The sequence below is a fragment of the Bradyrhizobium shewense genome, from assembly GCF_900094605.1.
Lineage (GTDB): Bacteria > Pseudomonadota > Alphaproteobacteria > Rhizobiales > Xanthobacteraceae > Bradyrhizobium > Bradyrhizobium shewense.
In genome coordinates this window covers 221856-236335 of record NZ_FMAI01000010.1, presented here as the reverse complement: position 1 = coordinate 236335, position 14480 = coordinate 221856, and the positions used below count along the sequence as shown (strand labels likewise).

Annotated in this window: 11 protein-coding genes and 1 pseudogene; 4 read left to right on the top strand and 8 right to left on the bottom strand. The window is 64.8% G+C overall.

Going from position 1 to position 14480, the window contains the following annotated elements:
• Both GA0061098_RS20835 and GA0061098_RS20830 read right to left on the bottom strand, forming a co-directional pair.
• A pseudogene (locus tag GA0061098_RS20835) lies at positions 1 to 1465 on the bottom strand (GH1 family beta-glucosidase).
• 2 nt (positions 1466 to 1467) lie between these two features.
• On the bottom strand, positions 1468 to 2469 hold the full coding sequence (locus GA0061098_RS20830; RefSeq protein WP_091960207.1) for a glycoside hydrolase family 16 protein: 1002 nt from the start codon (positions 2467 to 2469) through the stop codon (positions 1468 to 1470).
• A gap of 238 nt (positions 2470 to 2707) precedes the next feature.
• Between GA0061098_RS20830 and GA0061098_RS20825 the strand changes: the two genes are divergently transcribed.
• The 4 genes from GA0061098_RS20825 to GA0061098_RS20810 all read left to right on the top strand — a co-directional run bounded on the left by GA0061098_RS20825 (position 2708) and on the right by GA0061098_RS20810 (position 6892).
• Positions 2708 to 2929 carry a dodecin gene (locus tag GA0061098_RS20825; RefSeq protein WP_018316283.1) on the top strand — a complete coding sequence of 74 codons (222 nt, stop codon included), beginning with the start codon at positions 2708 to 2710 and terminating at the stop codon, positions 2927 to 2929.
• 174 nt (positions 2930 to 3103) lie between these two features.
• Positions 3104 to 5008 (top strand): sensor domain-containing diguanylate cyclase, encoded by a 1905-nt coding sequence (locus GA0061098_RS20820; RefSeq protein ID WP_165637499.1) that lies wholly within the window; start codon positions 3104 to 3106, stop codon positions 5006 to 5008.
• Positions 5009 to 5144: 136 nt separating this feature from the next.
• The gene (locus GA0061098_RS20815; RefSeq protein ID WP_091960203.1) at positions 5145 to 6188 is read left to right on the top strand and encodes a helix-turn-helix domain-containing protein; all 1044 of its coding nucleotides are present in this window, start codon (positions 5145 to 5147) and stop codon (positions 6186 to 6188) included.
• A 56-nt stretch (positions 6189 to 6244) separates the two neighbouring features.
• The gene (locus GA0061098_RS20810; protein ID WP_091960199.1) at positions 6245 to 6892 is read left to right on the top strand and encodes an HAD family hydrolase; all 648 of its coding nucleotides are present in this window, start codon (positions 6245 to 6247) and stop codon (positions 6890 to 6892) included.
• Positions 6893 to 7005: 113 nt separating this feature from the next.
• Here the strand turns inward: GA0061098_RS20810 and GA0061098_RS20805 are convergent, their stop codons facing one another.
• From GA0061098_RS20805 to GA0061098_RS20780, 6 genes are all read right to left on the bottom strand, one after another.
• Positions 7006 to 7974 (bottom strand): ABC transporter ATP-binding protein, encoded by a 969-nt coding sequence (locus GA0061098_RS20805; RefSeq protein ID WP_091960195.1) that lies wholly within the window; start codon positions 7972 to 7974, stop codon positions 7006 to 7008.
• Entirely contained in the window at positions 7971 to 8966 is a 996-nt protein-coding gene (locus GA0061098_RS20800; RefSeq protein ID WP_091960192.1) for an ABC transporter ATP-binding protein, read from the bottom strand. The genes GA0061098_RS20805 and GA0061098_RS20800 overlap by 4 nt, the downstream gene beginning before the upstream one ends.
• Positions 8966 to 9883: an ABC transporter permease gene (locus GA0061098_RS20795; RefSeq protein WP_018316289.1), complete on the bottom strand. Its 918-nt coding sequence runs from the start codon at positions 9881 to 9883 to the stop codon at positions 8966 to 8968. Before GA0061098_RS20795 ends, GA0061098_RS20800 begins: the two co-directional genes overlap by 1 nt.
• On the bottom strand, positions 9849 to 10808 hold the full coding sequence (locus tag GA0061098_RS20790; protein ID WP_018316290.1) for an ABC transporter permease: 960 nt from the start codon (positions 10806 to 10808) through the stop codon (positions 9849 to 9851). The genes GA0061098_RS20795 and GA0061098_RS20790 overlap by 35 nt, the downstream gene beginning before the upstream one ends.
• A 29-nt stretch (positions 10809 to 10837) precedes the next feature.
• Entirely contained in the window at positions 10838 to 12628 is a 1791-nt protein-coding gene (locus tag GA0061098_RS20785; RefSeq protein WP_091960189.1) for a peptide ABC transporter substrate-binding protein, read from the bottom strand.
• Between the two features lie 261 nt (positions 12629 to 12889).
• Complete coding sequence (locus tag GA0061098_RS20780; RefSeq protein WP_165637498.1) at positions 12890 to 14308, bottom strand: M20 family metallopeptidase; 1419 nt, start codon at positions 14306 to 14308, stop codon at positions 12890 to 12892.
• Positions 14309 to 14480 lie beyond the last annotated feature (172 nt).

The following is a 14480-nucleotide window of genomic DNA, read 5'->3' as shown; positions in this document are numbered from 1 at the left end:
TCACCCCCCGATCGCGTTCCGTGCCACCACATCCCGATAGAACGCCGCGCTCAGCTTCGGCACCCTGGGTCTCGAAATCGACCCGGTAGAGGCCGAAGCGCTTGCCGTAGCCGAAGATCCACTCGAAATTGTCCATCAGGCTCCAGAGGAAGTAGCCGCGGATCGGCACGCCCTCGGCGGTCCCGCGCTGCATCTGGGACAGGTAATTGCGCAGGAACATGATGCGGTCGAGGTCGTAGACCTGGCCGTCGGCAGAGACTTTGTCCTCGGACGAGGTGCCGTTCTCGCTGATGTAGATATTCTCGATGTTCCACATCTTTGCCGCAAGGCGCGGCGCCCAGTAGATCACTTCGGGGCCGACCCGCAGCCATTCCGAATTCATGTGCGGGAACGAGGTGGGGAACGGCAGCACGTGGAAGCCGGGCGCGCTGTCGGAAGCCGTGACGTAATATTGCGGCGCGTAGATATTGAGGCCGACGAAATCGTTCGGCGCGCCGATGATCTTCAATTCCTCGGCAGTGAATTTCGGCGCGTCCGCGCCGGCATAGGCCAGGAAACCGTCGGTATATATGCCCTCCAGCACCACGCCGAGAAAGCCGGCATTAAGCTCGCGCGTCGCGATCTCGGCGGCGCGGATGTTTTCCGGCGTCACGATCGCCGGCACGCAGGCGGCGATGTTTTCGGCCGCGCCGACGCGGGTGCCGGCGCGGCCGGCGGCGCGGATCGCCTGCACGGCAAGCCCGTGCGCCAGCGCGACGTGGTGGCGAGCCTGGTTGAGTTGCGCGGTCGGCAACTTGAGACCGGGCGCATCGATGCCCCAGCCATAGCCGAAATTCACGAAACGCCCGACCTCGTTCACGGTGAAGATATTCTTCACCCGATCGGTCAGACGCGCGGCGACATGCGCAGCGTAGTCAGCAAAAGCCTTCGACGTGTCGCTCGACGACCAGCCCCCGACGCGGTCCTGGAGTGCCTGCGGCAAGTCCCAATGGTAGAGCGTCGCGTAAGGCTCGATGCCGTTCGCGAGCAGTTCGTCGACGAGGCGGTCGTAGAAATCGAGCCCCTTGGGATTGGGCTGGCCCGTCCCATCCGGAAACACGCGCGGCCATGCGATCGAGAAACGGTAGGCCTTGACGCCGAGCGCCCTGATCAGCGCGACGTCCTCCTTGTAGCGATGATAGTGCTCGTTGGCCCGGTCGCCGGTCGAGCCGTCCTCGATGTTGCCGGGGATGTGGCTGAAGATGTCCCAGATCGACTTGCCGCGACCGTCCTCGCCGACCGCGCCTTCGATCTGGTAGGACGAGGTCGCCGTTCCCCACAGAAAATCCTTCGGGAACGGCGCCGGCACGTGGCGGTCGGTCGAAGCGGACTTTTCATTCTCCGCGGCCCGGACACCTGCGGCTACGCCCAGCGCGGCGAGGCCCGTGAGCTTGGCAAAACGGCGCCGCGAGACATCGGCTGACATCGCTATCTCCGTGCCAGCTCCAGATCGATCTGATAGGCCGAAATCCGGTCGATCTCGAATGCGACGCTCGACGGCGATTCCGCGTCGACGGGACCGACGCCGAGAAAGAACTTCGACCCGATCGCCAGATTGACGATCATGTACATGGGATCGTCGAAGCCGATCGGCACCTTGATGTCGGAGACCGGCCTGCGGTCGATGAAATAGACCAGCCGATCCTCCTGCCACAGCACACCGTAATTGTGGAATACGCTCGAGGCGTCGCCGACCGCGAAATCGAAGCCGCAGGACTGGATCTTCTGGGTCGAGGGAATCCGCCAATGGGTCGTCATCACGAGATCGCCTGGCCGTTCGCCGCGGCCTTCCAGCACGTCGACCTCCGGCGGCCAGCCGCCATCGTCCGCCAGCATCCAGAACGCCGGCCACACCGCATGGCCGACCGGCACCTTGGCCCGAATTTCGAAATATCCGTGCTTCTGGGCGAACGTGCCCTGGGTCGTCAGGATGCCCGAGATGTACTCGTTGTTGAACAGCAGCTGTTTCAATTCCGGCGGCGTTCGGCTGGCGATGATCGACAGCACGCCGTCCTTCACCCTGAATGGATCGAGCCCGAGCGGCGCGGCCGCGCGGCCGGCATAGCGCGGATCGACGTAGATCTGCTGCTCGCCATTGGCGCTGGTCTTGCGCTTGAAGTCGGAGCCGTCGCCGCCCCAATAGCGGGCCTCCGGCCAAGCCGCGCCGCCGGCATAATGCGGGACCCAGCGTCCGTTCGACAGCGGATGCTCGTCAAAATCCTCGCTGAAGGTCCGGCGCAGCGGCAGGAACACCAGCGAGGCTGGATTGACCGTGTCCAGGCGGCGACACTCGATGGTGGAAGGATCGGTCGTCACCTGCAGGGCCATGCTCGCCGGCGCGCGATCGAGCTCATCCTGCGCAATACAAGGCGCAGGCAGCACGCCGAGGCCGATCGCAACCAGAGTGCCCCTCGTCCAACGGCCGATCATCACCGCACTCGAAGATGCCACGACATGCGCAGAGGTTAGCTCATCCGTCTTCGCGCGGGCAACCGCGGCATCCGATGCCGGCGGGCGATTTGAAAACCATTCTTCTCGCCTCCGCTCCGGGGCCATCGGGCACTGGGAACCCCAAGCGCCCACGCCCGTTCAGAGTCAACGCCATGCGCTCGCATGCACGTTCCATCGAGCGCGTTTGTCCGCTGCAAGATGAAACAAGGGAAGACCCATGGCCGCAACCGAGAGTGATCATGTCTACAAGATCCTGGACCTCGTCGGATCGTCCGAAACCTCGATCGAGGACGCGATCAAGAACGCGATCAGCCGCGCGTCCAAGACCATCCGCGAGATGAAATGGTTCGAGGTGGTGCAGACGCGCGGCCACATCGAGAACGGCGCCGTGCGCCACTATCAGGTGACGCTGCGCGTCGGCTTCACCCTGGAGGGATGAGACGGCAGGCGGCAGAACGGAATTGTCGCACTGCGGTAGCGTGGCTCCGCCGACCGGCCCTGAGGGTGTCGGCAATCCTTCCGGTTGATTACGGACCCCGCACAATCATTGCAGATTTTGCAAGAGGCCGTTAAGACGAAAGTGAGAGGTTTGCCCCGATTTGGAGCAAGCCTGATGGTCACGAGCCGCGAATTCGGCAAGACGCGCCTTCCGCTCTGGGCGGCGGGCTTCGTTGGGCTGATCTGCGTGACGATCCTGGGCCTCAGCGCCTGGCGCGAATGGGAAGCTCGCAATGTCGACCTCAGGAACGCCGAGATCGACGTCACCAACCTCGCACATTCACTGATCCAGCACGCGGACGATACGTTCGAGCTGGTCGATACGCTCCTGGTTGGACTGGTCCACCGGCTCGAACTCGACGGGACCGGCCCCGACACGATCACGAAGCTCCAGGCCTATCTGCCGACGCGCAAATCATCGGACCGCATCCGCGGCATCTTCGTCTATGACGCGACGGGCCGGTGGCTTGCCACGACCGAGCGCCTCGACTTTTCCAAGCTCAACAACAGCGACCGGGAATATTTCCAGCGCCATCGCGACTCCACGGAGACGGGCACGCTGATCGGACCGCCCATCAAGAGCCGCTCCGGGGGCCAGTGGATCATCACGGCGTCCCGGCGGATCAACGATCCCGACGGCGGCTTCGCCGGCGTTGCCCTGCTCACGATCGACGTCAGCTATTTCGTCAAATTCTACGAGCGGTTCGACCTAGGGCCGAACGGCTCGGCATCGCTGCTCAACAATGGCGGCATCATGCTGGCACGCAGCCGAGACGAGAGCGGCGCCTTCATCGGACGCGACCTGTCCAATGCGCCCTTGTTCAAAGGCTGGAAAAGCCGCCCCGCCGAAGCGGTCTATTATTTCAAGTCGCCGCTCGATGGCGTGCAGCGCCTGAGCTACTACCAGCGCAGCACCCGCTATCCCCTGATGGTGCTGGCGAGTAAGTCCCAGGACGACGTGCTGGCTCCCTGGCGACGCGCCGCCGCCACGCGCATAACTTTCGTCGTCGGCCTCGTCCTGCTGATCGCGGTGATCGGCTCCTACCTGGTCCGTCAGCTCTGGCAGCGACAGCGCATGGCGCAGGCCCTGGTCGCCAAGGAGGCAAATTTCCGGCTGCTGGCCGAGCAATCCAGTGACATGGTAACCCGGATCGGGCTGGATAACCGGCTGCTCTATGTCTCTCCGTCATGCGTGCGCATCACCGGCTGGACCGCCGAGGAACTGCTGAACACGTCGGCCCTGGCCGGCATTCACGCCGACGACATGGAACGGGTCGCTCAGGCCATCACCGCGCTGAAGAGCGGAGAGGCCGAGGAAGCGCGGTTCGTCTATCGCCAGCGTCATCGCGAAAAAGGGGAGATCTGGGCGGAGGCGGCGCTGCACGTGACGGTGGCATCAGACAGCGGCGCGATCGACGGCGTCGTCGCGGTCGTGCGCGACATAACCGAGCAGAAGGATCTTCAGGACAAGCTCGCTTCGCTTGCGAGGACCGACGGTCTCACCGGCCTTGCCAACCGGCGCGCATTCGACGAACGCCTTGCCGACGAATGGGCGCGCGCCCGGCGCGACGGCACGCAGCTTTCGCTCTTGCTGATCGACGTCGATCATTTCAAGAAATTCAACGACCATTACGGACATCTGGCGGGCGACGGGTGCCTGCGCGCGCTGGGCCGGATCCTGTCCACCCAGGCCAGGCGTCCCGCCGACCTCGCGGCGCGCTACGGCGGCGAGGAATTCGCCGTGTTGTTGCCGAACACAGGTCCGGATGGCTGCGTGGAGGTCGCGGAAGCGGTTCGCCAGGCGCTGCACGATCTTGCCATGCTGCATGCGCAGAATCCGCCCTCCCGGCTGGTCACGGTAAGCGTCGGCGCCGCAACCGGACTTCCGTCTCTGACCTCCACGGACTTCAGCACGCTGGTCGCCGCGGCCGACCGTGCGCTCTATGCCGCGAAGGACAGCGGCCGCGATCGGCTGGTGATGTCCGGACAGGTCGTGCCTTGGCCCGCGAAGACCGCGTGACGGAATCCACCTCGACCTCGCTTGCGCACCGATTTCCGAATGGCTACATCCAGACCCGACATTGGCTTGCCGCCGATCTCGAGAAATCAGTTGCATGCGGTCTTCCGCATCGCGAGGGGATGTGGACGGGACTGCGTTGAACGGAAGCACGGCGGCGGACAATCCCGGGCGCGGTCCGGAGGCGCTCGCGCAGTTGCGGGCCATGACGGTCGACATTTGTGAGGTCATTCCGCGCACCGCGGAGGACGACTTCCATGTCACTACGGTGACGAGGATGACCCGCAACGCCCTGCTGATCGACACGCGTGCCACCGACCAGGACTATGACCGCACGCCCGCGCACGTCGCCCGCGGCGTCATGGATCATTTTCAGATCACCCTCTGCGTCGAGGGCGAGATGCAGTTCAGCTCGGGCCGGCGCGAGGTCACGCTGCGGCCCGGCGACATCGTTCTCATCGACATGGCGCAGCCAAACCGGACCGCGCTGCGCGCCGCGGGCGGCCGCACCCATCTGATGTCGATCGTGCTGCAACGCGCGATTTTGGCGCCTCGGCTTGCCCATCCGGATGCGGCGACGGCAACCCTGCTGCCGTCGGATCACCCTCATGCACGCCTGCTCGCCAGCCACTACGCCGCGCTTGCCCTGCCGTCCGAGCCCGGGACGGACACCGCGATCGGCCATGCCGAAGCCACCGTCGAGGCGATCGCCGATCTCGTGGCGGCCGCCGCCGGCGGGACGGCCGAGATCGTCGCGGGCCTTGAGCGCGCCGAGCGGCACCTCTACCTCACGATGATCAAGCGCCGCATCGCGAACAATCTCGAAACCGATGCGCTCACCAGCGAAGAGCTCTGCCGCCACTTCCATATCTCGCGCGCGACCCTCTACCGGCTGTTCGAGGCCGAGGGCGGGCTTGCGCATTATGTGCGGGAGCAGCGGCTCAATCTCGCGTTTCGGCGCTTGATATCGCCATCCGCGCAGGACGGCCGTCTGATCGATCTCGCCGTCGACATGCGCTTCAGCAGCGATTCCACCTTCATCCGCGCGTTCCGTCGCAAGTTCGGCCTGACGCCGGGCGAATTGAGGGAATTGGCCGACACGTGGCTGCGCGAGACCGGAGCGGTGCCGGCCGTCGACACGGTGCTGCATCAACTGGCGCGGCGGCGCGCATCGCAGCCCTAGCCAGCACCTGATTTGTCGCCCGCGTTCCGGCGGGATATGACTCACGCCAGGGCCGGATGTTCGGCCAATGCGCGAGCGTCGCCGTGACTGATGCCATCAAGCTCGTCCTCTTCGACATGGACAATGTCCTCTGCGACTACGACAGGGCGACGCGCGTCGCCTATCTGGCGGAGCTCGCGGGGACGACCAGCGCGTTCATCCATGAGGCGATCTGGGACAGCGGATTCGAGCTGCTCGGCGATTCCGGCGCGCTCGAGGCCGCCGACTATCTGCGAGGTTTTGGCGAACGCATCGGCTATCCCCTCTCTCTCGATGAGTGGGTGGAGGCCCGGCGTCGATCAATGCAGGCCGATCGCGCGATGCTGAACATTGCCGGAAGCCTACGAAAGACCGTCGATATCGCGGTGCTGACCAACAATACCACGCTGGTTGCCGACCACATCGACACGCTGCTGCCGGAATTGCGCCCGCTGTTCGACGCCCGGATCTACACCTCGGCGCAATTCAAGACGGCCAAGCCGGACCCGCACTGCTATCGCCTCTGCCTCTCGGAGCTCGGCGTGAGGCCGCAGACCGCCCTGTTCGTCGACGATCTCGCAGCCAACGTCGCCGGCGCGCGTGAGGCGGGCCTGTTCGCGCATCAGCACAACTCCGTGGAGACCTTCAGGCAGGCGCTGTCGGAGTACGGCGTGCCTCTCGACTAAGATGGAAGTGCGTTGGGTGGGCAAAGGCGCGACAGCGCCGTGCCCACGTCTTCAGAATCGTGGGCACGCTTCGCTTTGCCCACCCTACAGGTTCTGAACTCGCTTTCGGAGCCTCAAGCCAGATGACACGCCACGAAATGCCCGCCCGCACCTTCCTTCAGCACGGGCGCGCTTTCCGCGCAGCGCGGCTGGGCGATCGGGCAGCGGGTGTGGAAGTGACAGCCCGACGGCGGCTTCATCGGGCTCGGCACGTCGCCCTTGAGGCAGATGCGCTCGCGCTTGAGTTTTGGATCGGGCACCGGCACCGCCGACAGCAACGCCCTGGTGTAGGGGTGCTGCGGGTTGCGATAGAGATCGCTCGCTTTCGCCAGCTCGACGATCCGGCCGAGATACATCACCGCGACGCGGTCGGAAATGTGCTCGACCACCGAGAGGTCGTGCGCCACGAAGAGATAGGTGAGGTTCAGCTCGGCCTGGAGGTCTTCCAGCAGATTGATGACCTGGGCCTGGATCGACACGTCGAGCGCCGATACCGGCTCGTCGCAGACGATCAGCTTCGGCTCGACCGCCAGCGCGCGCGCGATCACGATGCGCTGGCGCTGGCCGCCGGAGAACTCGTGCGGATAGCGCCGCATATGCTCGGCCTTGAGCCCGACCTTGACCAGCAGGCCCGCGACGCGCTCCTCGCGCTCTTTGGCGGAAGTCGCAAGGTTATGGATGGTGAAGGCCTCGCCGAGGATCGCGCCGACCGTCATGCGCGGATTGAGCGAGGCAAACGGATCCTGGAACACCAGCTGCATGTTGCGCCGCATCGCGCGCAGATCGTTGCCGCCGAGGCTGCGCACGTCCTGGCCGTCGAAAGTGACCTCGCCGTCGGTCGGCTCGATCAGGCGCAGCACGCAGCGCCCCGTCGTCGACTTGCCGCAGCCGGATTCGCCGACAAGACCGAGCGTCTCGCCGCGATTGACCGAGAACGACACGCCGTCGACCGCATAGACGGTGCCAACCTGGCGCGACAGCAGGCCGCCGAACACGGGGAAGTGCTTCTTCAGGTTGGAGACTTGCAGCAAGGGTTCGCTCATGCCGCGCCTCCCAGGTTTGTATCGCCGAGATGACAGGCCATGCGATGGCCAGGTGCGATCTCGCGCAGCAGCGGCTCCTTCTCGGTGCAGACGTTCATGGCGAACTTGCAGCGCGGCGCAAAGCGGCAGCCGACCGGCGGATTGATCAGGATCGGCACCGAGCCGCCGATCGCCTCGAGCCGCGTCTTGTGCTCGCTGTCGAGGTCGATGCGCGGGATCGAGCGAATCAACCCTTGCGTATAGGGATGGCCGGGATTGCCGAAGAGATCATCGACCGGCGCTTCTTCGACCACCTTGCCGGCATACATCACGACGACGCGCTGCGCGGTTTCGGCGACGACGCCCATGGCATGGGTGATCAGCATCACCGCCATGCCGAAGCGCTCCTTCATGTCCTGGAGCAGGTCCAGGATCTGGGCCTGGATGGTCACGTCGAGCGCAGTGGTGGGCTCGTCGGCGATGATCAGCTTCGGCTTGCAGGCGAGCGCCATCGCGATCATCACGCGCTGGCGCATGCCGCCGGAGAACTGGTGCGGATAATTGTGCACGCGGCCTTCGGCGTTGGGGATCTGCACCAGCTTCAGCATCTCGATGGTGCGATCGAGCGCCTGCTTCCTGGTCACGGCCTCGTGGCGGCGCAGGCTCTCGGCGATCTGCTCGCCGACGGTGAGCACCGGGTTGAGCGAGGTCATCGGCTCCTGGAAGATGAAGCCGATCTCCTTGGCCCTGATCTCGTCGAGCTCGTTGCTGGTCAGCGGCACGAGGTCGCGACCCTCGAAGATGATCTGACCCGCCGCGATGCGGCCCGGCGGCATCGCGATCAGCTTCAGGATCGACATCGCGGTGACGGTCTTGCCGCAGCCGGATTCGCCGACCACGCAGAGCGTCTCGCCCCGGTTGATGGAGATGTCGACGCCGTCGACGGCCTGGAGGATGCCGTCGTCCGTGGGGAAGTGGGTCTTCAGTCCCTTGATCTCGAGCAGCGGCGCCATCAGATCACCCGTCGCGCATCGAGCGCGTCACGCAGGCCGTCGCCGATGAAGTTGATGGCGACCACCGCGATGAAGATCGCGCCGCCCGGAAACAGCGCCCAGTGCGGGCCGATGTCGAGAAAGTCCTTTGCGTCATACAGCAGCCGGCCCCAGGTCGGCGTGTCGGGCGGGAAGCCGAGGCCGAGGAAGGACAGCGTCGATTCCGCGATGATGGCGGCGGCGACGTCGATGGTGCCGGCGATGATCACCGGACCGAGCGCATTGGGCAGGATGTGACGTACCACCTGCCGCACCGGGCTCGCCCCGAGCGCTCGCGCGGCCTCGACGAATTCCTTCTCGCGGATCGACAGGAACTGGGCGCGCACGAGCCGCGCCACCGGCATCCAGCGGAGGCCGCCGATCACGAGCACAATCAGGATGAAGATGCCGCCCTCCGGACCGAACGCGGCCTTCAGACCGTCGCGGAAGAGGTAGATCAGCAGCAGCAGCAGCGGCAATTGCGGCAGCGACAGGAACAGATCGGTAAGCCACATCAACCCGTGACCGAGCGCACCGCGCGACATGCCGGCGAGCGCGCCGATCAGCACACCGACGAAGACCGAGACCAGCATCGCGGCGAGGCCGACCGCGAGCGAGATGCGCCCGCCATAGATCATGCGGGCGAGGATGTCCTGTCCGAGATCGTCGGTGCCGAAGGGATGCGCCGGCGAGGGCCCCTGCATGCCTGCGACGATGTCGATGTCGTCGATCTTGACCCGCCAGATGAAGGGGCCGAGCACGACTGCCAGGATCAGAACGAGCAGCAGGAACGCGCTGACCACGGCAAGCTTGTGGCGGCTATAGCGCCGCCACGTCTCGCGCCAGGGCGAGTAGACGCGCCGCTCAGCGGAGGGAGATGCGAGGGTCAAGCCAGCCATAAAGCACGTCCGCGATGAGATTGAACAGCACGACGAGACACGCAAAGACGAAGGTGACGGCCATCACCACCGGCGTGTCGTTCGAAAGGATGGAGGAGATCAGCAGCGAGCCGATGCCGGGAATGCGGAAGATCTGCTCGGTGACGATGGCGCCGCCGAACACCGCGGGCATCTGCAGCGCGATCAACGTCACGACCGGAATCATGGCGTTGCGCATGACATGCTTGACGATGACCTTGGCCTGCCCGAGCCCCTTGGCGCGGGCGGTGGTGACGTAGTCGAGCCGGATCACGTCCAGCATCGCCGAGCGCACGAAACGCGTCATCGACGCCGCCTGGAACAGGCCGAGCACCGCCACCGGCATGATCGCCTGACGGATCATCTCCAGCACCCAGTGGATGCCGGTGCCCTTGATGTCGGTGGTGTAGACGAACGGCAGCCAGTCCAGCGTGACCGAGAAGATCAGGATGAACAGGATGCCGGTGAAGAACGTCGGCAGCGAGAAGCCGACGAAGGCGAGCGTGTTGGCGATCTGGTCGAACAGCGAATACGGCTTCGTGGCGGCATAGACGCCGACCGGAATCGCGATCAGCAGCGCCAGGATCTGCGCCGAGCCGATCACGTAGAGCGTGGCCGGCAGGCGCTGCAGGATGAGCGTGTCGACGTTCATCCGGCTGACGAAGGAGAAGCCCCAGTCGCCGTGCAGCATGGCGTTGAGCCAGTGCAGGTAACGAAGGTGGATCGGATCGTCGAGGCCGAACTTGGCCCGGAGCGCCGCCTGCACCTCGGGCGGCACGTTCGGGTTGGTCGCCAGCTCGGAGAACGGATCGCCGGGCGCGAGCGCGAGCACGACGAACAGCACGACCGAGATTCCGAGCAGGCTCGGAATCGCGATCATCAGGCGACGCAGGACGTATTGGCTCATGAGGGAAGGCCCCGTCTAGAGTTGGGGGATCATTCCTCGCGGTACCAGTCGAACAGATTGTCGGTTTCGTTGGCCCAGCCGGACACGACCGGGCGCAGATTGTTGGCCGCTGCCTCGACCTTGAGGCGATGCTGCACCGGGATGAACACGGTGTCCTGGTACATCAGGTCGTTGGCCTTGATGTAGAGCGCAGCGCGCTTGACCGGATCCATCTCGCCGTCCGCAGCCTGGATGGTTGCGTCGTACTCCTTGTTGACCCAGCGCGGGAAGTTGGTGCCCTGCCACTTGTTCTCCTTGGTGGCGACGAGGGTCGAGAGATAGCGGCGCATGTGCTGCGACGGATCGGGCTGGCTCAGCGGAATCTGGAACATCTCCATGTCGGCGTAGAACTTGGAATAGGTATCGGGATTGCCGACGTCGGACGAGAAGAACACGGAGGCGACGACCGATTTCAGCTCGACGTCGATGCCCGCCTTCTGGCAGGCCTGCTTGACGATCGCCTGGGTCTTCTGGCGCGGACCGTTGATCGCGGTCTGGTACAGCAGCTTCAGCTTCTTGCCGTCCTTCTCGCGGATGCCGTCGGCGCCCGGCTTCCAGCCGGCCTCGTCGAGGATCTTCGAGGCCTTCTCGATGCTGAACTCCCACGTGGTGTTCTTGGAGACGAACTTTTCGGGACCGTTGAGGAAGTTGGCCGTGGTGCGGCCGGCGCGACCGTAGATCGCCTTCTTGACCGACTCGCGATCGATCAGCAGCGACAGCGCCTTGCGCACCGCCGGATCCGAGAACAGCGGGTGCTTGGTCTTGATCGAAGAGCGTTCACCATCGACCTCGGTGTTGGGATCGGTGAAGTTCAGTGCGATGAACTCGGTGTCGCCACCGACAGCATAGACAGTCTTGCCCTTGCCGCCCTTCTCCAGACGCAACAGCACGTCGTCCTCGACCTGGATGTTCCAGCCGAAATCGTACTCGCCGGTCTGGATCACCGCGCGCGCGGCCGAGACGGCGTCACCGCCGCCCTTCATCTCGACGCTGTCGAAATAGGGGCGGTTCGGCATGTGGTAATCGGGGTTGAGCACGCCGCGGACGAGATCGCCCGGCTTGAACTCGACGAACTTGTAGGGGCCGGTGCCGACCGGCGAGAGGTTGGTCGGCGCCTCCCGCGATTTGGACCCCATGTAGTCCTTGAACAGATGTTTCGGGATGATGGTGTTGGGCGCCCCGACGAAGGCGTCGGCCCAGAACGGCGTCGGCTTGTTGAAGAGGATGCGGACCGTGAGGTTATCTACCTTCTCGACGGTGATGTCGCGGAGCGTCGCGATCGTCAGGGCGGAGGTCGCCGGATCCTTGGCGTATTCCCAATTGAACACGACGTCGTCGGCCGTGAACGGCGTGCCGTCGTGCCATTTCACGCCGGGCTTGAGCTTCCAGGTCACCGACTTGCCGTCGGCGGCCAGGCCGCCGTTCTGGATCGAGGGAATTTCGGCGGCGAGAACCAGCTTCATGTTGCCGTCGGGATCCCAACAGGCGAGCGGCTCATAGAACAAGCGCGCACCGTCCTGGTCCTTGGTGCCGGTGGCGAAATGCGGATTGAGCAAGGTCGGGCCCTGCCACCACAGCAGCTTCAGCGCACCACCGCCACCACGCTTGGTCGGCTTGTAGGTCGAGGCACCCTCGGCCATGGCGACGCCGCCGAGCGCGAGGATCTGGTTGGCCAGCGGGGCGGTGAGACCGACCGCGGCCATGCGCGTGATGAAAGCGCGGCGATCCATCCGCCCATCCTTCACCTCGCCGATCATCGAACGCAGTTCCTTATCCAGCATGGTTGTCCCCCGTCTGGTTCCCATCGTGATGAGGACGGCCGTGAAAGCTGGCCGCCCAATTGGCTGGCAGTAGATGGCACACCGAATGGGGGGCGCGTCAACTGGGACCGTGTGTATGCAAACGGTCTTCTGGCTGTCTGTTGGGCAAAACTGTGTTCTGCAGCCCATCCGTTCGGCAATCCAGCATCAAAACATGCTGGATTGCACGCTGCACTGCGGAAAATTTGTTCGCAGCATCAGACGAAGTATGGAGGCGAAATTCTATGCGACGGACATGTCCAGCGGCGGCTCGACGTGATCCGGCAGCGGGCAGACATACGGCGTCTTGGCCGTCCGCTTCTTCAGGTCGGCCTTGGCCGACTTGATCAGTTCCGGATCGGTCAGCGCCTTGATGCCGAGACCGGCCATCGCCTTGGCGGCTTGCACCATGGCCTTGTGGGCATGCGGGCTCTTGCCCTGCGCCACCACCTGCCAGGTGTGGAACGGCGTTCCGATTGCAACCGTGGGGGCGTGAACCTGCGCGGTCGGCACCACCCAGCTGACGTCGCCGACGTCGGTCGAGCCGACCAGCGGGTTGCGCTTGGCATCGAGCGGCACCAGGAAGTCGGCCAGCGGCCGATCGGTCTGCTCCATGCCGATCGCGTAATAGACCGACGCGATATCCTTGTCGCTCAAGGTCGCGCGGATCTGGCTGGCAAAACCCTTGTCGGCATCGTCGAAATGCGGCGGTCCGAGCTCTTCCATGACCCGGTGCAGCGCCTGCTCCAGCGGCGTGTTCGGCAGGATGTTGGAGACCGCGGAGATGATCTTCATCTCGACCTTGGTCTCGGTCATCAGCGCCGCGCCCTCGGCGATCTTGCTCACACGTCCGACCAGCTCGTTCATGCCGGGAAGGTCACGGGCGCGGATCGAATAGCGCACCCGCGCATGGGCCTGGACCACGTTCGGCGCAATGCCGCCGGTGTCGAGCAGCGCGTAATGCACCCGCGCATCGCTCGGCATGTGCTCGCGCATGTAGTTCACGCCGACATTCATCAACTCCACCGCATCGAGCGCGGAGCGGCCGAGATGCGGCGAGGCCGCGGCATGCGAGGTGCGACCGGTGAAGATGAAATCCGCGCGCGTGTTGGCGAGCGACGGCGTCACCGCGACCTCCCAGAAGCTGTGCGGATGCCAGGTGATGGCGATGTCGGCGTCCGCGAACGCGCCGGAGCGCACCATGAACGCCTTTGCGGCGCCGCCTTCTTCGGCCGGGCAGCCATAATAGCGCACGCGACCAGGCACCTTGTTTTCGGCAAGCCAGTCCTTCACCGCGGTCGCGGCGAGCAGCGCGGCGGAACCGAGCAGATTGTGACCACAGCCATGGCCGTGCCCGCCGGCTTCGATCGGACGATGCTCGGCGACACCCGCTTCCTGGCTGAGACCGGGAAGGGCGTCATATTCGCCCATGAATGCGATGACCGGACCGCCCTCGCCCCACTCGCCCATCACCGCGGTCGGAATGCCGGCGACGTTCTCGGTGATGCGGAAACCCTGATGACGCAGCTCGGCAAGATGCTCGGCGGCGGACCGCGCCTCAGTGTAGCACACCTCGGGCATGCCCCAGACCTTGTCGCTGAGGTCGATGAAACGCCCCTTGATCGTGTCGACGCCACGCCAGATATCGCTGCGGTTGTCCATGCTTCGATCCGTGATCCCTTGGTCAAACGAAGCGGTAATGGTTAGCAGCTTCATGGTACGGCGCCTAGCACCTCGCCGGACACCAGCCATGCGGCGCATGCCGGATTGAGGGGCGCGTCCCGTTCGTGCACGAGGTGTTTCCATGCCTTTCAAAGATTTCACGCGGCGTTCT